We start from the raw sequence: 26,745 nt of genomic DNA, 5'->3' as shown, positions 1-26,745 counted from the left end.
CGGTCCTCTCCAGTGAACCGCTGCCAGCGACAGGGTCGGTGATCGCCGATGAATGCGGGGGAGGTGTCGACGAGCGGGTGTTTGACGTTGATTTCAGCCAAAGCCCGGTGGCGGTTGAACCGCAGATACGTCGCACCGCGAACGGAACTACCGTGGGCCGCGACTTTCCATTCAAAGTGTCGTCCGGGGATCCCGAGCAGTTCACATTCGATCTCCAGAACATCGATCGTGACGTGAGGTTCGCTATTACGTTGAAATGGGTGTCGAACGGTGAGCCAGGAAGTACCAGGCTTGACAATGGAGGGCGAGGGTACCGAGTAATGGGAATGCCTGACAAAGTGTCTCGGTACCCACTCCGTAGCTTGTTTCCCGTCTCCCGGTAGCGGAACCGCCCGAGTCCGCCGGCAGGACTCCCCCGCGGCCGGTTCCGTGTGGCACGCTCTTCGGCGAGCGGCGGCCGAGGACGGCCGTCGGCTGTTCAGGGCACCGTGGAGAGGCGGCGGCATGCGGATAGGACTGCTCGGCACCGGCCCGTGGGCGCAGATGGCTCACGCCCCCGCACTGAGCCGGCACGACGAGTTCGACTTCGCCGGGGTGTGGGGACGCCGCCCCGAGGCGGCGAAGGAACTGGCCGAGCGGCACGGTGTCCGGGCGTACGACGATGTCGACGAGCTGTTCGCCGACGTGGACGCGGTCGCCGTGGCACTGCCTCCGGACGTGCAGGCCGGACTCGCCACGCGTGCGGCGCGGGCCGGGTGTCATCTGCTGCTCGACAAGCCTCTGGCGGCGACGGTGGAGCAGGGGCGGGCCGTGGTCGAGGCCGCCGAGGAGGCCGGGGTCGCCTCGGTCGTGTTCTTCACGGCCCGCTTCCAGCCCGAGCCGGAGGCGTGGATCACCGAGCAGGCGGCGGTTCCGGGCTGGTTCACGGGGCGGGCGCAGTGGCTCGGGGCGGTGTTCAGCAGCGAGAGCCCCTTCGCCACGCCGTGGCGGCGGGAGAAGGGCGCCCTGTGGGACGTCGGACCGCACGCCCTGTCCGTCCTGCTGCCGGTGCTCGGTGACGTGCGACGCGTGACGGCGGCGGCGTACGGCCCCGGGGACACGGCGCATGTCGTCCTCGACCACGCCGGTGGCGCGTCGAGCACCCTCACCCTGAGCCTGACGGCACCGCCCGCCGCGTCCGGTGCCGCCGTGGAACTCCTCGGGGAGGCCGGGGTCGCGGTCCTGCCGGAGAGCTCCGACGGAGCGGTCCCCGCCCTGAGGCGGGCCGCGGGCGCCCTGCTCGCCGCCGCCCGTACCGGCCGCCCGCACGCGTGCGACGCGGCGTTCGGCCTGCGGGTCACGGAGATCCTGACGGCGGCCGACGATCTGCTGAACGGCGGCGAACGCTAGGGGTGTCCGCTAGCCCTGGGGTACGGCCGGGTTCCTACGCCGGGTCGAAGTTGAGGCGTTCCCTCACCACCGGGTAACCGGCCTTGGCGAAGTTCGCGGCCATGGGGAAGTTGCCCTGGTCCGTGGCGGCGGCGATGAAGTCCGCGCCCTGATCGGCCAGGAAGTGCGTGCACTCGGCCAGCAGGTCGTAGGCGTAGCCGTGGCCCCGTTGGTCGGGGAGGACCCCGATGAAGCCGATGCACGGGCCGGAGGGATTGTGGGCCGGGATGTGGATGCCGGCCATCTCGCCCCGCGGTGTGTACGCGACCTGCCACCACTCGCGGGGCGAGGGGCACCAGTGGAAGAAGTCGATCTCCTCCTGGGCCGCCTGGTCGAGTCCGCCCCGCTCGATGGCCTTCAGCGCGTGGGCGTCCAGTGTGACGGAGTGGATGCGGCGCAGCGCGTCGAAGAACAGGGCGTCGTCCGGTTCGGCGCGGAACAGCAGACGCCCGGGCCGCGCGGGCAGACCGTGGTCGGGGGTCCACCGGTACAACAGGCGTTCCACCAGGAGCTCGTAGCCGGCCTTCCGTGCGGCGGTGCTGCGGGTCTCGGCCGCGGCGCGCAGGGCCGGGTCGTCGCGCCAGCCCGCGGGCAGGTTCAGTTCCAGTTCCACCTGCCAGGGGCCCGAGCGCAGGAGGGCGGCGCCCGCTTCCTCCTCGCCTTCCGCCACGTCGAACCAGTTGAGGTTGACGGGCTCGGTGTCGTCGGGGCCGCCCCACCAGGCGCCGCGGGCCACGACCCTGCCGTCGCGCAGGGCCACCCGCTTCCAGTCGGGGCGATGCCGAGTCAGCCGGTGGCCCTCACGGGCGCCCAGCGGATCGGGCAGGGTGTCGAAGAGATCGGCGTCGCTCGCGTCGAGCGCGCGGATGACCACATCGGTCACGGGATTCCTCCGGGATACATGCTGCGGAGAGCGCTCCCGGTCAGGTCAGTCGAGGCACGCCGGGACGAGGGGGCAGGGAGCGCTGGAACGGTGTGAACTGCATGAACTGCACGGCTCTGCCCTCCCTCCACGGGTCTCGGGGCGTGACGCCGAGACACTACGGGATCGCTGACGGACCGTCCATCGCTTTTCTGACACGGTGGTCGTTCACCCGTGACGTGCTGTTCGCGTCGAGCGGTGGAAACCGGCGCCCAGGATCGCGGCGCATGCCTTGGCGGCCGTCGCTCACGGCCGTCCGCGCGGGCCCGGAGTGCGGCGCCCGGTGGGGCGTAGCAGCGTGGTGGTGTGAACAGTGCGCGCGCCCGGCTGCCGCGCCGGGACAGGGAACGGGGTCGGGACCCGGACCGGCGGGGCTGGCTGCGCGGCTCACCGCCGCCGGTCTGGGCGCGGTTGCTGCCGTCCGTGCTGCTGGCGGGCGTGTGCACGGCGGAGCTGGTCAGTCCGGAGCCGCTCGACATCGGCTTCCTGCTGGGTGCGATCCCGCCGCTGGCCGTGCTGGCGCACGGGCCGCTCGTGACGGCGGTGCTCGGCGGGCTGGCGGTGGTCGTGCTGACGGTTCCGGTCTTCCGGCTGGACGACCCCGGCAGCACCGATCTGCTGACCGTGTGCTTCGTGGCGGCGCTGAGCGTGCTGCTGTCGTTCGTCCGCAGCAGCCGTGACGCCCAGCTGGTGACGGAACGGGCCGTCGCCGAGGCCGCGCAGCGTGCGGTCGTGCCGCCGCTGCCCGAAGAGGTCGGGCCGGTGCGGTGCGCGGGGCTGTACCGGGCCGCGCAGAGCGGGACGCTGGTCGGGGGCGACTTCTTCGACGTGCGGGCGGGTCCCTACGGCGTACGGGCGGTCATGGGCGATGTGCAGGGGCACGGGCTGTCGGCGGTCGCCACGGTCGCGTCGCTGCTGGGGGCGTTCCGGGAGGCGGTACTGGACCAGCCGGATCCGGAGGCGGTGGCGGCCCGGCTGGACCGCAGGCTGGCGGTGGACTCCGGGGGCGAGCCGCATGCCGAGTTGTTCGCGACGGCCGTGCTGCTGGACTTCTCCGCCGACGCGCGTGTGGTGCGGATCGTGGCGTGCGGGCAGGCCGGGCCGTTGCTGCTGCGGGGCGGCCGGGCCGTCGAGCTGGACGTCGAGCCGTGCACACCGCTGGGGCTGGGCCTCGCCGAGGCCACTGCGCCGAGGGTCGTCTCGGTACGGCTGCGGGCCGGTGACCTGCTGTTCCTCGCGTCCGACGGTGTCACCGAGGCCAGGGACGCCGACGGGGTCTTCTATCCCCTCGCCGAGCGGCTGCCGGGCCTCGCCGACGAGAGCCCGGCCGCGCTGGCCGAGCGGGTGTGGACCGACCTCGTCCGGTACTGCCCGGATGTGCGGGACGACGTCACGATGCTCGTGCTCGCGCCCCGTCCGCAGGTCGGGCCCTGACGGCGGCCGGCGGCGGCCCGCAGTGTTTCGCGAGCCGCCGCCGGCGTTGCCGTACGACCGTGTGTCAGTCCTTGATCGTGCACTCGTTGCCGACCGCCGGATTGAGCAGGCCGACCAGGTTGATCGTGTTGCCGCAGACGTTGGCGTCGATGTCGACGGGGAGCTGCACGACGTTGCCGGAGAGGACACCGGGGCTCTTGGTGGCGACGCCGACGGGGCCCGAGTCGGCGCTCGCCGTACCGGCGCAGGCCAGGAGGGCGGCGCAGGCCAGGGTGGGGGGTCAGTTGGCTTCCCGTGGGCTTCTGGTGGACTTCCAGCGGGGGCCTCGGCAGGGCTTCCGGCCGGCTCCCCGCTGGGGTTCCCGTGCGGTGGCCGGGGATCTCCGCGCGGTTTTCCGGCGACTTCCGCCCCCGGCGGGAGCTCTGGTCGGCCCCAGCGGGAGTTCCGGCAGGCTTGCGATGGGGCCGGGCTTACGGGGCCTGCCGTGGGGGTCCCGGCGCGGTGGCCGGACCTCGCCGCGCAGACTTCCGGCCGCCCCCGGCGAGGGCACGGCGGGGCTTCCGGCCGGGCTCCTGGTGGGCTTCCGATGGGCTCGGCCGGGACTCCGGCGGGATGCCAGCATGGGTTCCCGGCTGTGGCGGGGGTCTCCGCGCGGGAAGTTCCGGCCGGGCTGCCGGCCGCCCCCGGTGGGGCTTCCGGCCGGACTCCCGGCCGGCTTCCGGTGGGGTTCCCGTGTGGTGGTCGGGCCTCTCCGGATGCACGCTGGGCTCCTGCGTTGAATGGTGATATCGGACCCGTTTTTCAGCACCGGGGCCGCACCAGCGATCCGGACCCTAGGAGCAGAGAACATGTCGACGTCACAGCCCCACGCGTCCCGGCCGCCCGAGGACAGCGCCACCCCGGACCGCCTGCTCCACGCCCGCACCGGCACCGACGTGTCGCCGGAGGACCTCGTCCTCGCCTCGGGCAAGGACCTCACCCCGCACAACCTGGAATGGGCCAAGCGCAAGCTGGCGGCGGAGGGCCCGGCCGCGCTGGAGAAGCTGCTGCCGTAGCCCTTGCCCGCAGGGCGTCACGTCCTGTCGTCGTCCTCCGGCAGGTCGCTGTCGTCCTCCACGACGTGGACCGCCGCCTCCTCCGCACCGGCCGCGCCCCCGTCGATGCCGACGTCCGTCGCGACGGTCTCCTTGGTCGTGTCGGGATGGGCGCCCTCGTCCGGGGCGACCAGGCGGCCCGCACGGGCGGTGCCCGCCTCGGGGTCGACCGGTTCGCCGTCGCTGTCGGGGGTGTCGCCCACGCCGTCCCCGGTGGGCTCGGCGGACACGTCGGGGACCTCCTGGGAGAGGCGCTCGTCGAGTGTCTCGCCCTCGTGCTGCTCGGCGGCTGTGGTGCCGCGCTTGGTGACGCCGAGCGGCTTCTCCGGCGGGGAGTAGCCCTCGTCGAGGGTGTCGTCGTAGGTCCGTTCGTCGACGGCGTCCTGGAGGTCCAGCGGCGCGGCGTCCTCCTGCTCCTCGTTGCTCCCGGTGGGCTGGTACGCGTCGTCCGCCATCGGTTCGGGGCGCATCGGTTCCGTGCCCATCACTTCTGCCTCCCTGTCGCGCTGCGTCGACTCGTTCGTCTCATGTGCCCGTTCCGCGTTTCCCGTTACGCGGGCTCTAACCTCCGCGGATGCCGTCAGGTCAGGTCGCCCGTCCACTTCTCCTCGATGCGCCCGAACCTCCACACCAGCAGCGCCACCACCCAGGTGGCGACGAACAGGGCCACGACGACGTAACCGAGGACGTTGAGGTCGAGGCCGGAGATCCAGTCCCAGAAGGGGCCGTGCAGGCCGAGCCTCTCGGCGAGCAGGCCGAGGAGTTCGACGGTGCCGATGAGGAGGGCCACGGCGACGGACAGGCCGGTGATCGTGAGGTTGTAGTAGACCTTGCGGACCGGCTTGGAGAAGGCCCAGCCGTAGGCGAAGTTCATGAACGAGCCGTCGATGGTGTCGAGGAGGCACATCCCGGCGGCGAACAGGACCGGCAGGCACAGGATCGCGTACCAGGGCAGGCCGGAGGCGGCGCCGGAGCCGGCCAGGACGAGCAGGGCGATCTCGGTCGCGGTGTCGAAGCCGAGGCCGAAGAGGAGGCCCAGCGGGTACATCTGCCCGGGCTTGGAGACCGACTTCATGACACGGCCCAGGAGGCGGTTCATGAGGCCGCGGTTGTTCAGCTGCTCCTCCAGGGCGGCCTCGTCGTAGCGGCCCGAGCGCATGCCGCGGAACACCTTCCAGATGCCGGCGAGGATGACGAGGTTGACGGCCGCGATGATGTACAGGAACGTCCCGGAGACGGTCGTACCGATCAGGCCGGTGACGTCGTGCAGCGCGGAGCCGTCGTCGCGGACCGGTCCGGCCAGGGTCTTCACGCCGAGGGTGAGCAGGAAGGACAGGACGAAGACGACGCTGGAGTGGCCGAGGGAGAACCAGAAGCCGACCGACAGCGGCCGCTGCCCCTCGCCCATCAGCTTGCGGGTGGTGTTGTCGATGGCGGCGATGTGGTCGGCGTCGAAGGCGTGCCGCATGCCCAGCGTGTACGCGGTGACGCCGATGCCGACGCCGAAGGTCTGCGTGCCGATGGTGCGGTGCTCGGGGGCGACGATCGCGACGAGGGTGAACCAGCCGATCACGTGCAGGGCCACGATGACCGCGGCCATCCCCCCGACCCTGGTCCACTCCCGCCGCGTCATGGAGGTACGGACGCGGTGCCAGGCCGTGCGCTGGGCGGGGGCCGGGGCGGGGAGGGGAGGAGTGGAGTCAGGGGCGGCCGTCATCGGGGGGAAGGTCTTTCTGTCGGACGGACGGCTGCGGGAAACAGCCTCGTGCCATCCTCCGGCACCTGCAAGCCATGTGCAGTAAAGCCCGCGACAGGTCTTGTCCATGGAACCGAAAACTCCGCGGCGCCGGGCGCCCCGCGGCGAGGTGTCACACGGCGGCGTTGGATCCGTCCGGCCGGGTGCGGCGCTACTCGTCCATCTCGCGGCTGAGCTTCTCCGTCTCCGCCTCCGGCAGCCGCTCGAAGCCGTCCTCGGTGATGACGGACACGTTGGGATAGATGCGGCGGGTGATGTCCGGGCCGCCGGTCGCGGAGTCGTCGTCGGCAGCGTCGTACAGCGCCTGGAGCGCGGCCAGGGCCGCCTCGCGCCGGGCCATGCCGGGGCGGAACAGCTTCTTCAACGCGCCCCGGACGTACGGCGAGCCGGAGCCCTCGGCGTGGAAGCCGAACTTCTCGTAGCGGCCGCCGGCGACGTCGAAGCCGAAGTTGCGGCCCTGCCGGCCTTCGGGCGCCGCGGGGTCGTAGCCGGCGAGCAGCGGGACGACGGCGAGGCCCTGCATGCCTGGCCCAGGTTGCCCCGGATCATCGTGGCCAGCCGGGTCGCCTTCGCGGCGAGGGTCATGGGGATGCCCTCGACCTTCTCGAAGTGCGTCAGCTCGACCTGATAGAGCTTCACCAGGTCGATCGCGAGCCCGACGGAGCCGGCGAAGGCCACCGCGGTGTGGTCGTCGGCGGGGTGCACCTGCTCCAGGTCGCGCCGGGCGATCAGATTCCCCATCGTCGCCCGCCGGTCACCCGCGATCAGCACGCCGTCGCCGTAGGTGAGGGCCAGCACGGTGGTGCCGTGCGGGGCGCCCTCGGCGCGGACGCCGTCCGGGAGGATCCGGCGGGTGCTCAGCAGTTCGGGGCGGTGAGCCGCCAGGAACTCGGTGAAGGACGAGGAGCCCGGCGTGAAGAACTCCTCCCCCGGCCGGCCCTCGTGGTCGCTCCCCGCCATGGCGTTCCCCCCTCGTCCGTGACCGTCAACCGACTCCTACCTGAACGGGCCGGGCGGAAAACGGGCGTCGGGGCGGGAGTGCCGTGCGGCGTCAGGGGCCGGCCCGCTCTGGGGGCGGTGCGACGCGGACGTCCAGGTCCGAGACCCGGTGGACGGGCCAGCTGCGGGCGTAGCCCGGCGGTGTGCCGCCGGCCGGGGTGAGGTGGGCGACCGGGAGCCGCTGCGCGGTGCGCAGGATGGCCGCCGGCGTGGTGTTCTCGTTGTGGCCGGCGGTCGCGCCCGAGGAGCAGCCGGCGTAGTAGCCGATCGGGAGGGCCTCGTGGCCGGTGAGCAGGCAGGGCGGGCGGACGCCGAGACGGTGGAGCGCACCGGCCGTGCGGTCCCAGTCGCGGCGGCTCTCGGTGTTGCGGGCCACGGTGCGTTCCAGGACGGCGACCTGCACCGCCAGATGCCCGGCCAGGCCGAGCGCGACCAGGGCGGCGGCCACCGGGCGCCACTTCCCGCCCGGGGCCCTGACCAGGTGCCACAGGGCGTCGGCGACCGGGATCGCGAGCAGCGCGTAGGTCGGCTGGAGGAAGCGGGGCGCCGCGTAGCCGATCATGAACAGGTACGGGACGGCTGCCGTGGCGGCGCAGGCCAGCGGGACCAGGGTCCGTCCCAGGCGCCGGGCCCGGGCCGCGATCACGAGACCGAGGCCGGCCAGCACCGGCAGAACGAACCACCAGACGGTGACCAGGGGATGAGGCATCGAGCCGGTGCACGGCCGGCACAGGGCCCGTCCGCCCAGGCTGCGCAGCTGGTCGTCGACGGCGAACTGCCAGCCCAGTCCGCCCTGGATGCGGGAGGCCTCGGACAGCCGCTGCCCGAGGCCGCCGTGGCCGACGTAGGCCTCGATCACCCACTGGACGGCGCCGGCCGCCAGACCTGCCACGAGCACCAGGAGGAGCCGCCAGTGGTGGCGCACCAGCGTGAGGACGAGCAGCGGCACGGTCACCCAGACCGCGTCGGTGGGCCGCATCCACGCCATGAGGGCGGCGCCCACCGCGATGCCCCACAGCGCCGCCCGGGCGGAACGGTCCGCCCGGGCCCGCAGGAAGCAGCCCACGCTGATCAGGGCGCCGATCGCGACCCAGTAGTTGGGCATGGCCTGCGGACCGTAGAAGAGGGTCATCCACAAGGAGGCGAAGAGGGCGCCGCCGAGGACCAGGACCCGGGTCGGGAACAGGCCCCGCCAGGCGCGCAGGGCCAGGAACAGGGCGAGGCCGGAGAGCAGGGCGAGGTAGACGCGCAGCAGCGGGATCGACGACGACCAGGACGCGACGGGCGCCACGAGCAGGGAGACGCCCCGGGAGCGCGGGGCGCTGAAGAAGGCCGCCGGGGTGTGGGAGGTGACCTGGCTGACGTAGACGATCTCGTCCCAGCCGAGGCCGAGGACGGGCCGGACGAGGACGAGCTGCGCGAGGACGAAGACGGCGGCCACCGCGGCGAGAGGTCCGTCGACGCGTCTCCCGCGGGGAGAACCCGATGCGGCCGCCTGTTCGCGTCTTCGCATACGAACGAGAATGGCGTTGGCGCCGTCGGACATCGTCCACCCCTTACCCCTACGCGCGTAGGGCCGCTGCGACCTCCACGTCCGCAGGGCGAACATGGAAGTCCGATGATCGGAAAACACGGCCAAGCTAACCCGCGGGGTGCGGACGTGCAGAGCGGAATGCGGCCGAATGCCTGACGCGACCGGGGGGGTCAGCGGGCGTTCGGGGCGCGGTGCTGCGGCTGGCTCGGGGCCGGACGCCGGGTCGTCGGGGGAACGGGACGGGTGACGGGGGCGTCCTCACGCACCGTCACCTCGATGCCGTGGTGACGAATCGTCAGGGGCGGTCCCGAGCGCAGGGTGTACGTGGCCTGCCCGGCGGTCAGCTCCACCCGCAGGCACCGGCCGAGGAACCCGACCGAGAAGGCCAGCCGGCTGTACCTCTCGGGCAGGCGCGGCGCGAACCGCAGGCCGCCGTCGGCGCACCGCATGCCGCCGAACCCGGCGACCAGCGCCGTCCAGGTGCCGGCCAGCGAGGCGATGTGCAGTCCGTCGCGGGTGTTGTGCTCCAGGTCCCCGAGGTCCATCAGCGCGGCCTCGGCCGTGTAGGCGCAGGCCAGGTCCAGATGGCCGGTCCGGGCGGCCATGACGGCCTGGACGCAGGCCGACAGGGAGGAGTCCCGTACGGTCAGCGGCTCGTAGTAGGCGAAGTTGCGGGCGATCTGCTCCTCGTCGAAGTACTCCTCGAAGAAGCTGCCGCAGGTGTACATCGCCAGCACCAGGTCCGCCTGCTTGACGACCTGCTTGCGGTACAGGTCGAAGTACGGGAAGTGCAGCATCAGCGGGTACTGGTCCGGGCCGGTGCGGTCGAAGTCCCAGCGCTGGTAGCGGGTGAAGCCCGCGTGCTGTTCGTGCACGCCGAGCTCCTCGTTGCGGGGGACGTGCACGGCCTCGGCGGCGTCCCGCCAGGCGGCGCGCTCCTCCTCGTCGGCGCCGAGCCGGGCCGCCTCGTCGGGGTGGCGTTTGCAGGCGTCGGCGGCGGCCAGCAGGTTCGCCCGGGCCATCAGGTTGGTGTACGTGTTGTCGTCGGCGATCGCGCTGTACTCGTCCGGTCCGGTGACGCCGTCGATGTGGAAGACGCCCCGGTCGTCGTGGTGGCCGAGGGAGCGCCACAGGCGGGCGGTCTCCACCAGCAGTTCCACGCCGACCTCGCGTTCGAACTCCTCGTCGCCGGTGGCCGCCACGTACCGCACCACGGCGTCCGCTATGTCGGCGCCGACGTGGAAGGCGGCCGTGCCGGCCGGCCAGTACGCGGAGCCTTCCGAGCCCTCGATGGTGCGCCAGGGGAACGCGGCGCCGCGCAGGCCGAGCTGGGCCGCGCGCTCCCGGGCGGCGGGCAGGGTGTCGCGGCGCCAGCGCAGCGCCTCGGCGGCCGCGGCCGGCGCGGTGTGGGTCAGCAGCGGCAGCACGAACGCCTCGGTGTCCCAGAAGGCGTGGCCGTCGTAGCCGGAGCCGGTGAGTCCCTTGGCGGGGATGGCACGCTGTTCGGCGCGGGCGCCGGCCTGGAGGACGTGGAAGAGGGCGAAGCGGACGGCCTGCTGGATCTCCTCGTCGCCGTCGATCTCGACGTCGGCGCGCCCCCAGAAGTCGTCGAGGTAGGCCCGCTGGTCCTTCAGGAGCCCCCACCAGCCGCTGTGCGCGGCCGCCGCCAGCGCCGCCTCGACCTGGTCGCTCATCGCGGGCCGGGAGCGGGCGCCGGACCAGCCGTGCGCGACGAGCTTCTCCACCCGCAGCCGCTCCCCCGGCTCCAGGACGGAGGTGATGGTCAGCCGGGCCACATCCACGTTGCTCTCGCTGCTGGTCGTGGTCCGTTCCGGGCCGGTGACGAGGTGGTCGGCGGCCACGGCGACCCGCAGGCCGCTGCGCCGGGTGCGGTGGACCAGGCGCAGCCGGCTGCCCGAGGCGAGGTCCTCCTCCGGTTCCAGCGGCGACTTCAGCGCCCGTGCGGCACGCGGATCGCCGCCGTCCGGCCCGGGCAGGCTCTCGTTGGCGACGAGCTCCGACTGGACGACCACGCGGGTGCGGCTGTCGACGGGCTCCACCTCGTACGCCACGGCGGCGATCGCCCGCTGGGTCAGGGACACCAGCCGCGTGGAGCGCACCCGGACCGTCGAGCCGGCCGGGGAGGTCCACTCGCAGACCCGTTCCAGCACGCCGCGCCGCAGGTCCAGGGTCCGCTCATGGGTGACGAGGCGCCCGTAGCGCAGGTCGAACGGCTCGTCGTCGACCAGCAGGCGCAGCACCTTGCCGTTGGTGACGTTGATGGACGTCTGGCCGGACTCGGGGTAGCCGTAGCCGGCCTCGGCGTACGGCAGCGGGTGCAGTTCGTGGACGCCGTTGAGGTAGGAGCCGGGCAGACCGTGCGGTTCGCCCTCGTCGAGGTTGCCGCGCCAGCCGACGTGGCCGTTGGACAGGGCGAACACGGACTCGCTCTGTGCCAGGACGTCGAGGTTGAGCTCCGTCTCGCGCACCGTCCAGGGTTCGACGTTGAACGCCCGCTGTGTGATCACTGCGTGTCCCCCAGTTCGGCGAGGTCCTTCACCACGACGTCGGCGCCGTGTGCGTACAGCGCGTCGGTCTGTCCCACGCGGTCGACGCCGACGACGTATCCGAAGCGGCCCGCGCGGCCCGCGTCCATACCGGCCAGGGCATCTTCGAAGACGGCGGCTTCGGCCGGTTCGACGCCGAGGTCCTCGGCGGCGGCCAGGAACGTGTCGGGGTGCGGTTTGCCGGGCAGCTTGCGCTCGGCGGCGACCACGCCGTCGATCCGCACGTCGAAGAAGTGCTCGGCGCCGATCGAGCGCAGCACGTCCCGGCAGTTGGCGCTGGAGGAGACGATCGCGGTGCTCAGGCCATGGGCGCGGACCGCCTCGAGATAGCGCAGGCTGCCGTCGTAGGCCTCGACGCCGTCGGTGCGGATCTTCTCCAGGACCAGCTCGTTCTTGCGGTTGCCGAGGCCGTGCACGGTCTGCGCGCCGGGTGGGTCGTCGGGGTCGCCGTCGGGCAGGTCGATGCCGCGGGACGCGAGGAAGGTGCGCACGCCGTCGGCGCGTGGCCGGCCGTCGACGTACTCGTCGTAGTCGGACGCGTCGAACGGCCGGAAGTCCGCGCCGTCGCGCTCGCGCAGGAAGGCGTCGAACATCTCCTTCCAGGCGGCCGCGTGCACCACGGCCGTCTTGGTGACGACACCGTCGAGGTCGAAGAGGCAGGCGTGGATGTCTTCGGGGAGTCCGAGCTGCGTCATACAGGTCCGGTTCCCCGGCCGGCGATGTCCAGTGAGTGGCGCACGCCACACCGTTGGGGGCGCGAGGGGTGCGGGGGGCTCGGTGCCCGAGCCAGGACGCCGGTGACACACTCTGTTCTGTGCCACTCACATTCGACGACCTCGTCCAGCGTGCCCAGGCCCTGCCTCAGGGCAGCCGGCGCGCGATCCTCGGTATCGCCGGCAGCCCCGGTGCGGGCAAGTCGACGCTCGCCGGGCGGCTGGTGCGGGAACTGAACGGATCCGGCGACCCATGGGTGGCGCACGTCCCCATGGACGGTTTCCATCTCGCCGACGCCGAACTGGAGCGGCTCGGCCGCCGGGACCGCAAGGGCGCGCCCGACACGTTCGACGCGGCCGGGTACGCGGCGCTGCTGCGGCGGCTGCGGGAGGAGACGCACGGCGTCGTGTACGCGCCCGGCTTCGAACGCGTCCTGGAGCAGCCGATCGCGGGGGCGATCCCGGTGCCGCCGACGGCCCGGCTCGTCGTGACCGAGGGCAACTACCTCCTGCTGGACACCGGCGCCTGGGCCCGGGTCCGCTCCCGGCTCGACGAGGTGTGGTTCTGCGAACTCCCCGAGCCGGAGCGGCTGCGGCGACTGGTCGCCCGGCACGAGGAGTTCGGCAAGAGACACGAGGAGGCCGTGGCGTGGGTGAGGCGCTCGGACCAGCGCAACGCCGAACTGGTCGCCACGACCCGGGGCCGTGCCGACCTCGTCGTGCCGGAGTCCGCACTGCCGTGCGTGGACGCGCAGGCGTGAACGACCGGTGCGTCAGCGCCCGAGCGTGAGCTCCGGTTCCGCGTCCACGCCGCCCGCCGCGTCGCCGATCACGGCCGTGAACGCCTCGGTGCGGACCGCCAGGCCCGTTCCTTCGCGCTCGAACGTGGGCGTGAACGCGCTGTCGTCCCGGCCGTAGCGCACGGCGAAGACATGCAGGTCCTCGGGTGCGCCGGGGGCCGGTTCGGCTTCCAGGGCGGTCGAGGCGACCAGGTGGCGCCAGCCCTCGTCGGGGTTGCCGTAGCCGCGCGGGTCGGCGGCCAGGGCGAACGCGGCCTGCTCCTGGGTGGTGTCCGCGCGGGCGTCGAAGTGGTGCGGGTCGTCCGGGCTCGGGTGGGTCAGCCGCAGTGCGCCCGCCGATGTCACCCGGGGCTCCGAGGTCCGGCGTACCCGGTCGCCGTCGTCGGCGGCGTACGGCAGGCCGGCGAGCAGGTACGGCGTGCCCGGGAGCCGTTCGACGGCGACCGTCGTCCACAGGCTCGTGCCGTCGGTGACGTACAGGGACCGGACGTGGCGCAGGACGTGGTCGCGGCCGACGACCGGCTTGGTGACCAGCTTCGCGGTCAGCCCTTCGGCGGTCACGTCCCGGACGCGGACCTCGCCCATCGGGCGGCACAGCAGGAAGCCGTCGACGACCGGGCCGAAGCCGTGCTGGCGGTTGACCGCGGCCGGGAGGTAGTACGTGCCGGCCGCCTCGACCAGCGACGGGGTCATGCCGGTGTCGAAGGCCACCGACACCGAGCCCGCGCGCAGGTGGTGGCGGGCCGGAGCCGTCGAGGGGGTGCGGTGCCAGCGCGTGGTGTCCTGGATCTGCCAGACCAGCATCCACGCGAAGTGGCCGTCGACGCCGCCGTCCGCCTTGCGGGCGTGCCGGGCCCAGCGGCTGTCGCCCCGGTAGCGGCCCAGGTCGGAGCCGACGCGGGCGCTGAAGTAGCGCAGGCCCAGCACCGACTCGAAGGCGGAGTGCTGCTCGCTGTAGCGCGGGCCGCCGTTGTCGAAGCCGCCGCTGGTGAGGCGGGCGTCGATGTAGCGGGCGAGCGCGTCGCCGTCCTCGGCGAAGATCTCCTCGCCGCTGACCCGGTGGGCCTGGGCGAGGAAGGACAGGGAGATCGGGCCGTAGTTGTTGTCGTAGGCGCCGCCGTGCTCGGGCGGCAGGAGCGCGCCGCGGTCGGCGACCCGGTGGGCGCGGATCTCGTCCGCGTAGAGCCGCAGAGCTTCCCGCCGTACCGTGTCTCCCTCCGCGGGCGGCAGGTGCGGGGCCAGCATCAGGCCGCCGACGACGCAGCCGATGGCCTGGTTGCCGGCCTCCTGCGGGTTGAAGAAGGTGGCCTCGGTCAGCCAGCGCCAGTAGCCGTGCGCCACCTCCAGCAGTTCCGCGCGCTGTGCGTCGTCGACGAGGCCGTCCGCCAGGTCCAGCACGTTCACCGCCTGGAGCAGGGCCCACACCGTGCTCGGCCAGTCGCCGATGGGATGGGCGCCGGCCTCCAGGGTGTACCTGGCGTACGGCAGCCCACAGTCGCGCACCCGGAGGTTGGGGTAGCCCGGGTTGTCCTCGGTGTAGACCCGCTCCCTCAGGTGGAAGGCGAGACTGCGGCGGACCGCCTCCGGCAGGCGCGGGTCCTTGCCGCGCTGCCAGGCGAGGGCGAGCAGGGAGGTGACGCCGAGGGAGGTGTCGCCGATGTCGTCGGCGCAGTCGGGGTGTTCGAGGTTGCCCTCCGGCGTCATCCGGGCCAGGGCCTGCTCGGTGACGTCGGCGAGGACGGCGTCGTACGCCTCCGGGGTGTCCGGGAGGTCGTGCAACGGGCCGCGCTGGTGAGGGAGATGCACGGGTGGATCAGCCCTTCATGCCGGTGGTGGCCATGCCGTGGGTTGCCGGGATCACACGGGGGGTGCGGGCCCGGCCACCGACGGCGCCGGCCATCCCACGGACGAACTCGTGGTCGGGCGGGGTGGGCAAGGTCAGTCCTTCAGTCCGGCATTGATGTTGGCGTTCATGACATAACGCTGGAACACCAGGAAGACGACGATCAAAGGGATCATGGAGATGACCGATCCGCCGAGCACCACCGACCAGTTGATGTTCTGCGCCCCGACGAGGCTCTGGATGCCGATCTGCACGGTGAACTTCTCGGGGTCGTTGAGCATCAGCAGCGGCCAGATGTAGTCGTTCCACCGCCACTGGAACGACAGGATGGCGAGCGTCAGCATGATGGGCCGGGAGATCGGCACCATGATCCGCAGGAAGATCGACAGCTCACGCGCCCCGTCGATGCGGGCGGCCTCGATGAGCTCGTCGGGGACCGTCAGGAAGAACTGGCGGAACATGAAGCATCCGGTCGCGGTGAGCACGGCCGGGAGGATGATGCCGGCGAGCGAGTTGTAGAGGCCGAGGTCGCGGACCACCAGGAACTGCGGGGCGAGCATGACCTCGCCCGGCAGCATCGTGGTGGCCAGGATGCCGACGAAGAAGACCTTGAGCCACTTGTTGTCGTACTTGGCCAGCGCGTACCCCGTGCAACAGCTGACTCCCACCGTGAGGATCGTCGCGATCACGCACACGATGGTCGTGTTGACGAAGTACTGGGAGAAGTTGGCGCTGTCCCACGCCGTCTTGTAACCCGACAGGGTGGGGTCGTGCGGAAGCAGCGTCAGCGGAAGGGAGAACAGGTCTCCCGCCGGCTTGAAGGAGCTGAGGACGAACCACAGCACCGGCAGCCCGTAGACGGCCGCCAGGACCCACAGCAGTGTCGTCGCGGGCACCGCGCGCCGAAGGCCGCCACTGGCCGCGCCGCGGGGCCGCTTCTTGGGAACAGCCCGTGCGGGCTCGGCGTCGACCGGGCGTGGCATGTTTGTGGTTGTCATCGGTTCTCCACCCGCCGGTTGACGACCAGCTGAATGATCGCGACGGCCATCAGGATCAGCATGAGAACGAACGACGCGGCGCTCGCGTAGCCGATCTGGCCCGATTTGAAGCCGGTCTGGTAGATGTACTGGACAAGCAGGTTGTTCGACGTTCCGGGTCCGCCGTTGTTGAGGGAGGCGAACAGCGGGTATTCCTTCATCGCGTGGATCGTGTTGAGCAGGATGACGATGAAGGAAGTGGGCGCGATGCTCGGCAGCGTGATGCTGATGAACTGGCGCCACGGACCGGCGCCGTCGAGCGATGCCGCCTCGTAGTACGACACCGGTACGTTCTTGATCGCCGCGATGAACAGCAGCATCGAGAAGCCCGTCCACGCCCAGGATGCCGCCACCACCACGACCAGCAGCGACAGGTCCGCGTTCGACTGCCACGGAACGGCACTTCCGCCGAGCTTCTCGATGAGGTAGTTGACCAGTCCGAAGTTCTCACCGAACAGCCACCGCCACAGGACACCCACGACGATGGGCGACAGAAGCCAGGGGATGAAGAAGAAGACGCGGGCGACCGACACGCCCTTGGCGTGCTTGCTCACCAGCACGTTGGCGACGAGCAGCGAGAACACGAAGTTCAACGGGACGAAGAGCACGGTGTACAGCAGCGTCCGGGTCAGCGCGTCGAAGAAGGTGGAGTCCCCGAACAGGTGCTGGTAGTTGTCCAGTCCGACGAACTGGAACGCCCCCACGCCCGTGTAGTTCGTGAAGGAGTAGACGAGCCCGATCACCGCCGGCCAGACGAAGAACAGCGCGAAGAGCACCGCGTTGGCCGCGATGAGGACGAGCGGCGCAAGGGTGTACTTACTGCGGCTCCTGGGCGGGCTCGCGGACACGTCCGGGGCGCGTTTGGTCATCTTCCTGACTCCGTGCTGGTGGAATGGGTTCCTGTGGGCTCAGGCCATGAGCCCGGCATCGCGTGGAGGCCCGAGACCGGGCGGCGGTGTCTCGACCCCGCCGCCCGGGCCTGCCGGCCTGCGCTCAGCCGCCGACCTGCTGGTTGTCGCCGGCCACGATGTTGTCCAGCGCCTTGTCGACCGACTGCTGGCCGTTGATCGCCTTGCCGAGCTCCGTCTTGGTCGGGTCCTCGGTGAGGCTCTTGCCCTTCAGCACCCAGTTCGTCTGCGCGGTGTTGAAGTAGCCGGAGATCGGGGCGTACAGCGGGATCGACTCGTTGTACAGCTTGAACGCCGCCTGCGCCGCCTCGGACTTGAAGGGGTACTTCGGGTTCAGGCCGGTCTCGACGGGCAGGAAGCCGGACGCCTCGCACAGCGCCTGGTAGTGGGCCGGCTCGTACAGCCAGGACAGGAACTTCTCGGCGGCGGCGGCCGCGTCGCCGTTGTTGTTGAAGCCCACCGTCATGCCGCCGCTGTTGACGTCGCTGGCCTGCACCGGCTCGGCGGGAGTCGGGACGCTCGCCCAGTCGAACTTGTTGATGCTCTCCGCGAAGGCGGGCACCTGCCACACGCCGGACCAGTAGGCGACCACGTCACCGCTCTGGAACATGGCGGAGGGGTCGGCGCCGCTGGTCCACACCGACTTCGGCATGGTCTTGTCGTCGTTCATCTCGACGAAGCGCTTCACGGCCTTCCTGGTCGCGGCGTCCACCGAGAACTTGCCGGAGGAGTCCGCGTGGACGTACTTCCCTCCGAGCTCGTACACCATGGCGCGCAGCCGGGAGGGCGACTGGTCGAAGGTGAGGGAGTACTTGGCGCCGGTCTTCTCCCGGACCTTGTCCGCCGCCTTGATGAATTCGGTCCAGGTCCAGGTCTTCTGGGGCGAGGCCGGGACGGAGACGCCGGCCTTCTTGAACAGCGTCTCGTTGATGAACAGGCCGGACGCGGTGATGTCCGAGGGGATGGACAGCACCTTCCCGGACGAGTCCTTGGCGACGAAGTTGCCGTTGATCTTGTTGCTCTTGTTGTTGGCGATGGAGCTGAGGTCGATCAGCTTGTTCGCCCAGATCGGGTCCAGCTTCGGCACCGCCGCGACGTCGGGCAGGGAGTTCGCCTGCGCGGCGTTGCGCAGCTTCGCGTCGTAGCCGTCGTAGGGGATGTTGACGAGATTGACCTTGACGCCGGTTTCCTTCTTGTACTGCGCCACCATCTTCTTCCAGCCCGCGTCCTGCCCCGGAACCGTGGAGATCCAGAACGTCAGCGACTTGGAGGTCCCGCCCGAGCCGGATTCCGAGCCGCAGGCCGAGAGCAGGAGGGCACCTGCCGTGGCCACGGCAGCGAGGGGAACAACGCGGCGTATGCCGCCGCGGCCGAGCCGGCGGGAGCGCCGTACACCCAGACTGGTCATCTTCAGTCCCTTTTCGTCGTAGCGGAAGAAGCACGGCGCCAGCCGAGGCGGCACAGGTGCATTTTTTGCGGGGAGACTTCGCTTTCCGGGGGCACGGCCTCGCCCGGCCGCGTCGCCTTGACGGGTGGGGTCCCCGGCCATGACGGCCGACGTCGCACAAGCTCGCCCTCGTGCGGCTGCCGTACTTCGCGTACGGGCGGGAGGCTCACCCGGAGTCGGTGTCCCGACCGACTCAGAAAGCGCTTGTCCGGACATTGGCAGACCGGTGGCGCGCCCGTCAATGCTTCGCCCGCACCGCTCCGGTCACGGTTTGAATTCCATGCGCCACGGCCAGCCTGCTGGCGCCCGCCACCGTGCCGGTGTCCCCCACGACGCTGCTGACCACCTCGGTGGGCCAGCTCAGCCGGGCCAGCTCGGCCCGCACACCCGGCAGGAGCTGCGGATCCGCGCCGGTGCCGCCGCCCAGGACGATCAGCCCGGGGTCCAGTACGGCGGCGACGGCGGCGGCGAGCCGGCCCACGTCGGCGGCGTGCGAGGCGACCACGGCACCGGCCGTGGCATGCCCCTGCCCGGCGAGGGCGAGAAGCCGCTCGGCGGTGCGCGGGCAGGGCCCGTCACCGTCCTGCCAGGCCTCGGCCGCGCGGCGCAGCAGGGTGCGCGAGCCCATGCGCTGCTCCAGGCCCTCGTGGCGCGGGGCGCGGTCGTCGTCCCAGGGGTAGGGCAGCCGGGCCACCTCACCGGCGGCGCCGTTCGCGCCGCGCAGGACCCTGCCGCCGATGACGACGGCGAGACCGATGCCGACGCCGATGCGCAGGTAGCCGAAGGTGTCGCGGCCGACGGCGGCGCCCTCGTGGAGTTCGGCGAGGGCGGCGCAGTTGACGTTGTTCTCCAGGTGGACGGGGACGCTCTCGGGCAGCGCGACGGCCATGGCGTCGAAGGCGGGGCCGGCCTTGGCGGTCGCGGGGCGCTCCCCGGCGCCCTCCCGGTCCCGTGTGGGGACGTCACCGACGGCGACGACGACGGCCCGCAGCGGGGCCCCGGCGGGCAGCGCGTCGAGGACCTTGCGGACGGTGTCGGCCGCGTCCGGGCGGGAGCCGGTGCCCTCGGCGAGCAGGGTGCCGTCCAGGGCGCAGCCGCGCACCCGGGTCACGGCGGGTCCCAGGTCGACCGCGAGCACGGCGCCGGCGGCCGGGCCCAGACGGTAGATCGCGGCGCTGCGGCCGGTGCCGCCGGAGGCCCTGCCGGAGTGGGCAGCGAGCTCGACGGTCTCGAGTTCGGCCACGGCGGAGGAGACGGTCGGCTTGGAAAGGCCCGCACCGGCCGCCAGCTGGGGGCGGGTGGCCGTGCCCGCCCCGGCCAGTACGTCGAACACCACACGGGCACTCTCACTCAGGTGCATGGTCTCCCCAGGTCGTGCTGCGGCCGTGCAGGGCGGCGGCAAGGGTCGCGCGGCATCGGGATTCCGTGCCTCTTGACGCGCACCCTACTTCGTTAGTTAACTTCCTAACGAACTTCACGGTACTCGCCTGCCGTGGCCCGCAGAAGCCCGTCCCGGGGCATCCTTACCTCTTCAACTGGCGTGGTCCGACGCATGGTTCGCCTGCCGTCCGCCGTGACCGCGCAACGACGAAAGAGGACCCGTGCAGGACTCCACGCCTTACGTGATCGGTATCGACGTGGGCGGCACCAAGACGCATCTGCGTGCCCTCGCGGGCGACGGAAGCGTCGTCGACCGTGTCCGCAGCAGTGCGGGCTGGCGGCCGCACGAGCCCGGGGCCGCGGCCGACCGGCTGGCCGCGCTGGTCCGCGACGCCCTGCCGGACCACGCACGCCCGTCCGCGGTCGCCGTGGGCGGCCACGCCTGCGAGACGCCGCGGCAGTGCGCAGCCATCCGGACCGCGCTTCAGGAGCAGCTCGGGGTGCCCGCGCTGGTCGTGGGCGATGCCGAACTGCTCGTTCCCGCGGCCGGGCTGGACAAGGGTGTCGGCCTGGTCGCCGGTACCGGTTCGGTGGCGGTGGGGCGACTGCCCGGCGGCGGTCCGGTCCAGGTCGGGGGCTGGGGCGCGGTGCTCGGCGACGAGGGCGGCGCGGCCGGACTCGTCCGCGAGGCCGCGCGGGCCGTCTGGGCGGCGCACGATCGCGGCGAGGAGCCCGACGCGCTCGCGACCGGTCTCGTCTCGGCCTTCGGCGTGGCCGAGGTGCCCGCGCTCGGCGCCGCGCTGGAGGCCGCCACGGACGTCTCCGCCGCATGGGGCCGGCACTCCCCCGCGGTGTTCGCCGCCGCCGAGGCGGGCTCACCGCTCGCCCGGGCCGTGATCGCCGACGGAGGCCGGGCCCTCGCCGCGCTCGTCGTACGGCTCGCCGGGCGCGGGGTCGTGGTGGACGACGTGGTGGTGGCGGGCGGCACGGTCCTCGCCCAGCCCGCGCTGTACGAGGCGTTCGCCTCGGCGCTCGCCGAGTCCCTGCCAGCGGCCCGGCCGCAGCCTCTGCGCGTCCCGCCGGTCGAGGGCGCGGTGGCACTGGCCCGTTCGCTTCTGTGAGCCGGGCGGCCGCCGTTCACGTTCCGGACACCGGCTCGTGGCCGGACCCTCTCCGAAGGGTCACAAGGCGGCCGTAGATCTTCGCTCGTAACTCAGCGGGTGCCCCACAAGCCGTCACAGGCGCCACGAGTCGCACACGATCGCACGACCTTCCCCGGCCGCACGGCTGGAAGAACCCGTCGCAGAACTCAAGAGAGGCACACGCATGCCGTCACCAGCCGGTCCCCTGGCCACCGCGTCCGTCAACCGGCGGGGCTTCCTCAGGACGTCCCTGGGCGCCTCGGCCGGTCTGCTGGCCGCGCCCACCTTCGCCACGTGGCTCGCCGCCGCCGACGCGAAGGCCGCCACGGGCCCCGCCGCGTTCGTCGACGACTACACGTCGAACGTCCTGACGAACCAGACCCCCGAGACCAACGCGGTCATCCGGATCCTGGGCGGCATGTCCCAGGTGTGGAAGACCGGCGACGCCTGGGACACCGGCCGGGTCCTGGACCGCGAGGTGCTGCGCGCCAACATGCGCTACTGCGCCCGGGTCACGACATCCCGCACCGAGGCACAGGCCAAGGAGGCCTTCCTCTACGACCGCCAGCACCAGAGCTACGCCATGATCGGCGGGCTGGGTCCGCTCGCCGGCCTGTACAAGTCCGGCGCCAAGGCGGTCACGTCGATCACCACCGCCCCGGACGGCACGCCCCCGGGGAAGATCAGCGACACCCTGCCCGCCGATGCCCCGGCCGGGTCCGCGCTCGGCGCGGGCTCCCACGACTCGGAGCTCGGAAAGGTGGCCAAGCTGGTGGACACCGTGCGCGGGCCGTTCGCCTCGGGCAACCCGGCCAAGTTCGCCTTCCAGTACCCGCGTCCGTGGCGGATGAACGAGGACAGCGAGGTCGTCGACACCGGGAAGAAGGACGCCCTCGGCTACCCGGTGTACGACTCGGACGTGGTCGTGGCCCCGCAGCTGCTGCGGCAGCGCTCCGAGAACCCGGCGGAGGACGGCGGGTTCCCCAGCGGCCACACCAACGCTTTCCATCTGGCGGGTCTGGCCTACGCGTACGCGGTGCCGGAGCGTTTCCAGGAGCTGGTGACGCGGGCGTTCGAGCTCGGTCACACCCGGATCATGTCGGGCATGCACTCCACCGTCGACGTCATCGGCGGCCGGATCATGGCGACCGCCCTGACCGCGGCGACGCTGGCCGACCCGGCGAACGCGGAGCTCAAGGCGGCGGCCCGCGCCCAGGCCCTCGCCTACTTCACACAGAGGACCGGCACGACGGCGGACACGCTGTACGCCTACGCCCACTCGGACGCCGACGACGCCTACGCCGACCGCGCGGCCAACGCCCGGTCGGTCGGGCACCGGTTGACGTACGTCCTGCCCCGCCGCGGCCGCAAGGACCCGCTCACCGTGCCGAAGGGCGCGGAGGTCCTGCTGGAGACGCGACTGCCGTACCTGAGCGCGGACCAGCGCCGCGAGGTGCTGCGCACGACCGCGCTGCCCTCCGGCTACGTCCTGCTGGACGGCTTCGAACAGTGGGGCCGGCTGAACCTGTTCGCGGCGGCGGACGGGTACGGCGCCTTCGACACCGACGTCACGGTGACGCTGGACGCGGCGGCCGGGGGCTTCCACGCGGCCGACAGCTGGCGCAACGACATCGAGGGCGACGGCGGGCTGACCAAGCGCGGCACGGGCACGCTCACGCTGACCGGCCACAACCGCTACCACGGCGGGACCGTCGTCGAGGACGGCACGCTGGTCGCCGCCTCCGCGGGCGCCCTGGGGCAGGGCGACGTCCGGGTCACGGGCGGCACCCTGCGCGCGGAGAAGGTCCTGCGGGTGCGCGGCTCGTACGTCCAGGAGGGCGAGTCGACGCTGGAGCTGATGCTGCGCAAGAACCACGGCCCGGCCCTCACGGTGAGCCGGCGCGTGCTGCTGGGCCGGGGCAGCGTGCTGTCGCTGCGGCTGGACGCCGAGCGACCGCCGGTCGCGGGGACGACCGTCCCGGTCCTGTCGGCTCCGGCGCTGCGCGGCCGGTTCGACCGTGTCGAGCTGGACTCGACGACGCTGCGGGCCGTGCCCGTCCACACCTCTGACGGTCTGTCGGTGCGACTCGTCAAGCGGTGACGCCCCCGACGGCGGGGGCTGATGCAGAGTGGGTCCATGAGGGACCTCTGGATCGCTCCCGCCGTCCCGCGGCCGCTGTCGCTTCCGCCGCCGACACCGGCGGGGGCCGCGCGGCGGTCCGGCAGACGGTGGCCGCTGCCGCTCCTCGTGGCCGTGCTGCTCGCACAGATGGCCTTCGCCATGGTCACCACCGCCGTGCGGCAGACCCCGACGATCGACGAACCGGTGTACGTGGGCGCGGCCGCCGAGTACACGCACGAGCACCGGCTGCGCCACAACCCCGAGCACCCGCCGCTCGGCAAGCTCGTCATCGGCGCCGGGGTGGCCCTCGCCGATCCCCGTGTCGACCCGTCCTTCACCGGGGACCAGGGCGCGGTGGGGCGGCATCTGCTCTATGAGACGGGCAACGACCCCTGGCGGCTGATGCTGTGGGCCCGCCTCCCGGTGATCGCGCTCACGCTGCTGTTCGGGCTCGTCGTCTTCGCCTTCGCCCGTGAACTGGCCGGGACGGCGGGGGCGTTGGCCGCGCTCGCCCTGTACTGCTTCTCCCCCGACGTCATCGCCCACGGCTCGCTCGCCACGCTCGACGTGCCGGCCGCAGGATTCGTGCTGACGTCGGCGTGGCTTCTGTGGCGAGCGCGCCGCAGGCCCCGGCTGTACGTGCCGCTCGCCGGGGCGGCGCTGGGGGCGGCCCTGGCCACGAAGATGAGCACGCTTCCCGCCGTACCGGTGGTCATGGCCCTGGCCGCCGTGTCGGTGTGGCATGCGTCGGCAGGTGGCCGGGGTCGGGATGCGGGGCGGGTTCTGGTGCGGGCGGTCGTGGCCGCTGGAGTCGTGGCGCTGGCGGCGGTCGCGATCGTGTGGGCGACGTATCTGATGGTCGATCCGCGGCTGCGCTGGGCTCCGGAGCAGTATGTGCCCGCCGTGCGCGGGCTACGGGGGCTGCTGGTCGAGATGCTGCCGTTCCCGGAGGCGTACCGGGACGGGATGCGGGTCCAGTTCGGGCTGGAGAACCGGCCGTGGCAGGGCTTTCTGTTCGGCCGGTTGTACTCGGGCTCGCTCTGGTACTACCTGCCGGCCGCGCTGCTGGTCAAGACACCGCTCGGGATGCTCGCGCTGTGGGTCACCGGGGCCGTCGCCGTGGTCGCGGTACGCCGCCTGCGGCCGACCGCGCCCTATGTGCTGGCCGCGCCTGTGGTGCTGCTGGCGGCGGCCATGCAGGGGGCACGGGACTTGGGCACGCGGTACGCCCTCTTCCTGCCGGTGTTCCTCGCGGTGGCGGCCGGCTGCGTTCTCGTGGTGCGGCGGCGGTGGGTCTCCGTCGGGGTGGGGGCGCTGGTGGCGTTCGTCGCGGTCAGTTCGCTGCGCACGTACCCCTATTACGTGCCGTACTCCAACGAGGTGTTCGGCGGGCCGGGCAGGACGCGGGAGTTCCTGCACGACTCCAACGTGGACTGGGGGCAGGATCTGGGACGGCTCGCGGAGCGGCTGCGCGAGCGGTATCCGGGTGAGCGGGTGTGGCTGGTCTACAAGGGCAGTGGGGTGCCGTCCTTCTACGGCATCCGGGCCCGCGATCCGCGTGGGGTGCCGGTCGGTGACGTGCGGGGGCTGCTGGTGGTGTCGGACTCCGCGGCTGCGAAAGCGACCGGGCGGCTGGCCGAGTTGATCTGCAGCAGCCGCCCGGTCGACGATGTCGGGCACTCGATCACGGTCTATCGCCGTTGAGCGCCTTGGGGCGCTTCAGTGGGCCGCGTGGAAGAAGCCGTCCGTGCTTACGTGCTGCATGACGCGGCTGGCCACCCGATAACGGCCGTTGGGCACGTCGGGGCACTTCGCGACGTGTACCGCGAGCGGGCCCGCGAACTCGTAGCCCTTGCGTTCCGCGTGGCGGGACAGGCTGTCGGTGAGGGCCTGGCCCACGTTGGTGCCGTGGCGCGTCAGTTGGTCGTGCACCTCGTCGGCGAGTTCCACGTCGTAGGCGTTGGGGACCATGACCCGGCCCGCCCGGCACACCACGGCGTTGTCGTCGCACTCGTGGCGCAGGGCGTCGAGGACTTCGACCGGCTCCTTGTCGAGGACTCGCGCCCACAGGGCTTCCCATCGGCTTTCCAGTGTCTCCTCCAGCGCACTCAGTGCGCCCATGCGGTCTCACCTGCCGGAAGTGTCGTCGGTTCGGTTGCGGTGGCTGGGGGTGAGCTAACGCTCGTCATAGTCGTCGGGCCGCACCTCGGCCTCCTCCAGGGCCTCGCGCATCGTGCGGCCGGTCGCGCCCGGCGGCCGGGACTGGTTCTCGTCCTCGTGTTCCAGGACCTTGTCCGTGGTCTCCGTCTTCGGCCGGTTCTCCTCGGGGACGGTCATGACGATGGCTCCTCGTCCGTCGTGTCGGCATCTTCTGCCGCGGCGGGTTCCCGCCCGGCGGCCGGGTATCCGCCTGCCGGGCGCCTCATGTGCTGTGCGATGTGTTCATCTGGCCGATCAGGTGCCGGGGGTGCTCCGTCCCCGGGTTTCTCCTCTGCTGACACCCAGGCACGATCACCGGTGAACGGAATCTGGACCGACCCAGCCGGCGTTGGCCGGGACGTTCCCGAACCGCATTCGACGGTCCTGATTTCCTCGCCGTCGGGTGAAATGCATTTCCGGCGCCGCTTCGCCACCCGTTGGAGTTTTCCCTTGTCCGCCGACAGCACGACCACCGCCGCTCCCGAGCCGTCGGGCTCCGGTGCGTCCGGCGCCTCACCCGGCGGCCGGCATCCCGCGCCTACCTGCGTCAGGCCGTCCACCAGCTGAATCTGGCACTGCCGCCACAGCTGCGCCTGACCGTCGAACAGAACCGGTTGGCTCTCGCCGACGAGGTGGCGCAGGGGTTCCAGTCGCTGCTGTTCGAAGCCGACCCCGCCCAGGCACACCGGCTGGCCGGGCCGGGTAGCGCTCTCGGCGATCGAGGAGGTGCTCGCCCGCGACGAAGACGAGTACTTGCCGGACCGCAGCTCGGAGTGGGTGGAGGAGCGGCGATGGCCCTGTCCCGGCAAACAGCTGAAGCGCTCTCGTCTGCGGCCGAACTCGCCCTGCGGCTTCACCAGTACGGTGATGCCGCCCGCCTGGGCGACCAGGTGACCGCGATCGACCCGCTCCGCGAGGTGGCGTGGCGCGTACGGATGCGCGCGGCGAACGCGTTGGGCGACGACGACGGCGTCCTCACGGCGTTCCAGGGCTGTGAGGCGGCGCCGGCCCGGATCGACGCGTCGCCCTCGCCCAGCACGCGCGAACTGCTCAAGCAGCTACAGCGATGACGCAGCGTCGGCTCGCAGACCCCATGAGCAGGGAACCGTCCCAGACGGCGGTGAGCCGGAGGCTCGGGAACGGGCAGCCGGCGGTGACCGGGGAGCAGGAGGCCTGCGAGGGGTCCTGGCCCCGTGTCGGGCAGGTCGCCGGGCAGCCGGTCCTCCTGGTACCACATCGTGCCGCTGAACCGCCGAAGGCACTACGACATGGCCGGCGGTAACGGCGTCTCCCGCACGACGGTGCGGCGCCGGGGGCCGGCACCCGCCCTCGACCAGCACGAGCACGAGCACCCTCCACGGCGACCGCACCAGGCCCGCGACCAGCGACTTCAGGAGAACAACCTTCGGGAGGCGTGAGC

General features: G+C 72.0%; 24 protein-coding genes and 1 pseudogene. 9 read left to right on the top strand and 16 right to left on the bottom strand.

Annotation, left to right across the window (positions count from 1 at the left end):
- Positions 1–504: 504 nt before the first annotated feature.
- A complete protein-coding gene (locus tag V8690_RS40340; protein ID WP_338784962.1) occupies positions 505–1,389 on the top strand; it encodes a Gfo/Idh/MocA family oxidoreductase in 885 nt (294 codons plus the stop codon).
- Positions 1,390–1,423: 34 nt separating this feature from the next.
- Here the strand turns inward: V8690_RS40340 and V8690_RS40335 are convergent, their stop codons facing one another.
- Positions 1,424–2,311 carry a GNAT family N-acetyltransferase gene (locus V8690_RS40335; RefSeq protein WP_338784961.1) on the bottom strand — a complete coding sequence of 296 codons (888 nt, stop codon included), beginning with the start codon at positions 2,309–2,311 and terminating at the stop codon, positions 1,424–1,426.
- Between the two features lie 345 nt (positions 2,312–2,656).
- Here V8690_RS40335 and V8690_RS40330 point away from each other — a divergent pair, with 345 nt between their 5' ends.
- Positions 2,657–3,784 carry a PP2C family protein-serine/threonine phosphatase gene (locus V8690_RS40330; protein WP_338784960.1) on the top strand — a complete coding sequence of 376 codons (1,128 nt, stop codon included), beginning with the start codon at positions 2,657–2,659 and terminating at the stop codon, positions 3,782–3,784.
- 64 nt (positions 3,785–3,848) lie between these two features.
- On the opposite strand, the gene V8690_RS40325 is transcribed toward V8690_RS40330, so the two are convergent.
- Positions 3,849–4,055, bottom strand: coding sequence for a chaplin (locus tag V8690_RS40325; RefSeq protein ID WP_338785641.1), 207 nt, complete (start codon positions 4,053–4,055; stop codon positions 3,849–3,851).
- 577 nt (positions 4,056–4,632) lie between these two features.
- Between V8690_RS40325 and V8690_RS40320 the strand changes: the two genes are divergently transcribed.
- Entirely contained in the window at positions 4,633–4,839 is a 207-nt protein-coding gene (locus V8690_RS40320; protein WP_338784959.1) for a hypothetical protein, read from the top strand.
- A gap of 17 nt (positions 4,840–4,856) precedes the next feature.
- Here V8690_RS40320 and V8690_RS40315 read toward each other — a convergent pair whose 3' ends face one another.
- The 6 genes and pseudogenes from V8690_RS40315 to V8690_RS40290 form a co-directional block, all read right to left on the bottom strand.
- Positions 4,857–5,348: a DUF5709 domain-containing protein gene (locus tag V8690_RS40315; protein WP_338785640.1), complete on the bottom strand. Its 492-nt coding sequence runs from the start codon at positions 5,346–5,348 to the stop codon at positions 4,857–4,859.
- Between the two features lie 110 nt (positions 5,349–5,458).
- A complete protein-coding gene (locus V8690_RS40310) occupies positions 5,459–6,595 on the bottom strand; it encodes a HoxN/HupN/NixA family nickel/cobalt transporter (protein ID WP_338784958.1) in 1,137 nt (378 codons plus the stop codon).
- Positions 6,596–6,785: 190 nt separating this feature from the next.
- A pseudogene (prcB, locus tag V8690_RS40305) lies at positions 6,786–7,594 on the bottom strand (proteasome subunit beta).
- 91 nt (positions 7,595–7,685) lie between these two features.
- A complete protein-coding gene (locus tag V8690_RS40300; RefSeq protein ID WP_338784957.1) occupies positions 7,686–9,179 on the bottom strand; it encodes a hypothetical protein in 1,494 nt (497 codons plus the stop codon).
- Positions 9,180–9,337: 158 nt separating this feature from the next.
- Positions 9,338–11,695: a glycosyl hydrolase family 65 protein gene (locus tag V8690_RS40295; protein WP_338784956.1), complete on the bottom strand. Its 2,358-nt coding sequence runs from the start codon at positions 11,693–11,695 to the stop codon at positions 9,338–9,340.
- Positions 11,692–12,429: a beta-phosphoglucomutase family hydrolase gene (locus tag V8690_RS40290; protein WP_338784955.1), complete on the bottom strand. Its 738-nt coding sequence runs from the start codon at positions 12,427–12,429 to the stop codon at positions 11,692–11,694. The genes V8690_RS40295 and V8690_RS40290 overlap by 4 nt, the downstream gene beginning before the upstream one ends.
- A 119-nt stretch (positions 12,430–12,548) precedes the next feature.
- Here V8690_RS40290 and V8690_RS40285 point away from each other — a divergent pair, with 119 nt between their 5' ends.
- Positions 12,549–13,208 carry a nucleoside/nucleotide kinase family protein gene (locus tag V8690_RS40285; protein ID WP_338784954.1) on the top strand — a complete coding sequence of 220 codons (660 nt, stop codon included), beginning with the start codon at positions 12,549–12,551 and terminating at the stop codon, positions 13,206–13,208.
- Between the two features lie 12 nt (positions 13,209–13,220).
- Here the strand turns inward: V8690_RS40285 and V8690_RS40280 are convergent, their stop codons facing one another.
- The 6 genes from V8690_RS40280 to V8690_RS40255 all read right to left on the bottom strand — a co-directional run bounded on the left by V8690_RS40280 (position 13,221) and on the right by V8690_RS40255 (position 19,842).
- The gene (locus V8690_RS40280; protein WP_338784953.1) at positions 13,221–15,053 is read right to left on the bottom strand and encodes a hypothetical protein; all 1,833 of its coding nucleotides are present in this window, start codon (positions 15,051–15,053) and stop codon (positions 13,221–13,223) included.
- Positions 15,054–15,060: 7 nt separating this feature from the next.
- Positions 15,061–15,183, bottom strand: coding sequence for a hypothetical protein (locus tag V8690_RS40275; protein ID WP_338784952.1), 123 nt, complete (start codon positions 15,181–15,183; stop codon positions 15,061–15,063).
- A gap of 2 nt (positions 15,184–15,185) precedes the next feature.
- The gene (locus V8690_RS40270) at positions 15,186–16,088 is read right to left on the bottom strand and encodes a carbohydrate ABC transporter permease (RefSeq protein ID WP_338784951.1); all 903 of its coding nucleotides are present in this window, start codon (positions 16,086–16,088) and stop codon (positions 15,186–15,188) included.
- Entirely contained in the window at positions 16,085–16,996 is a 912-nt protein-coding gene (locus tag V8690_RS40265; protein WP_338784950.1) for a sugar ABC transporter permease, read from the bottom strand. The genes V8690_RS40270 and V8690_RS40265 overlap by 4 nt, the downstream gene beginning before the upstream one ends.
- Before the next feature lie 124 nt (positions 16,997–17,120).
- Entirely contained in the window at positions 17,121–18,443 is a 1,323-nt protein-coding gene (locus tag V8690_RS40260; protein ID WP_338784949.1) for an extracellular solute-binding protein, read from the bottom strand.
- A 277-nt stretch (positions 18,444–18,720) separates the two neighbouring features.
- Positions 18,721–19,842, bottom strand: coding sequence for an ROK family protein (locus tag V8690_RS40255; protein WP_338784948.1), 1,122 nt, complete (start codon positions 19,840–19,842; stop codon positions 18,721–18,723).
- A gap of 241 nt (positions 19,843–20,083) precedes the next feature.
- Here V8690_RS40255 and V8690_RS40250 point away from each other — a divergent pair, with 241 nt between their 5' ends.
- The 3 genes from V8690_RS40250 to V8690_RS40240 all read left to right on the top strand — a co-directional run bounded on the left by V8690_RS40250 (position 20,084) and on the right by V8690_RS40240 (position 24,830).
- The gene (locus tag V8690_RS40250; RefSeq protein ID WP_338784947.1) at positions 20,084–20,983 is read left to right on the top strand and encodes a BadF/BadG/BcrA/BcrD ATPase family protein; all 900 of its coding nucleotides are present in this window, start codon (positions 20,084–20,086) and stop codon (positions 20,981–20,983) included.
- Positions 20,984–21,188: 205 nt separating this feature from the next.
- Positions 21,189–23,105: a phosphatase PAP2 family protein gene (locus V8690_RS40245; RefSeq protein ID WP_338784946.1), complete on the top strand. Its 1,917-nt coding sequence runs from the start codon at positions 21,189–21,191 to the stop codon at positions 23,103–23,105.
- Between the two features lie 168 nt (positions 23,106–23,273).
- Positions 23,274–24,830, top strand: coding sequence for a phospholipid carrier-dependent glycosyltransferase (locus tag V8690_RS40240; RefSeq protein ID WP_338785639.1), 1,557 nt, complete (start codon positions 23,274–23,276; stop codon positions 24,828–24,830).
- 15 nt (positions 24,831–24,845) lie between these two features.
- Here V8690_RS40240 and V8690_RS40235 read toward each other — a convergent pair whose 3' ends face one another.
- Positions 24,846–25,247 (bottom strand): DUF3662 domain-containing protein, encoded by a 402-nt coding sequence (locus V8690_RS40235; protein ID WP_338784945.1) that lies wholly within the window; start codon positions 25,245–25,247, stop codon positions 24,846–24,848.
- 54 nt (positions 25,248–25,301) lie between these two features.
- Entirely contained in the window at positions 25,302–25,463 is a 162-nt protein-coding gene (locus tag V8690_RS40230; RefSeq protein WP_338784944.1) for a hypothetical protein, read from the bottom strand.
- 653 nt (positions 25,464–26,116) lie between these two features.
- On the opposite strand from V8690_RS40230, the gene V8690_RS40225 reads away from it, so the two are divergent.
- Both V8690_RS40225 and V8690_RS40220 read left to right on the top strand, forming a co-directional pair.
- On the top strand, positions 26,117–26,395 hold the full coding sequence (locus tag V8690_RS40225) for a bacterial transcriptional activator domain-containing protein (RefSeq protein ID WP_338784943.1): 279 nt from the start codon (positions 26,117–26,119) through the stop codon (positions 26,393–26,395).
- A 123-nt stretch (positions 26,396–26,518) separates the two neighbouring features.
- Positions 26,519–26,743, top strand: coding sequence for a hypothetical protein (locus tag V8690_RS40220; protein WP_338784942.1), 225 nt, complete (start codon positions 26,519–26,521; stop codon positions 26,741–26,743).
- The last annotated feature ends 2 nt before the right edge of the window (positions 26,744–26,745 follow it).

Source organism: Streptomyces sp. DG1A-41, from assembly GCF_037055355.1.
Lineage (GTDB): Bacteria > Actinomycetota > Actinomycetes > Streptomycetales > Streptomycetaceae > Streptomyces.
This window is presented reverse-complemented; position numbering and strand designations above follow the sequence as displayed.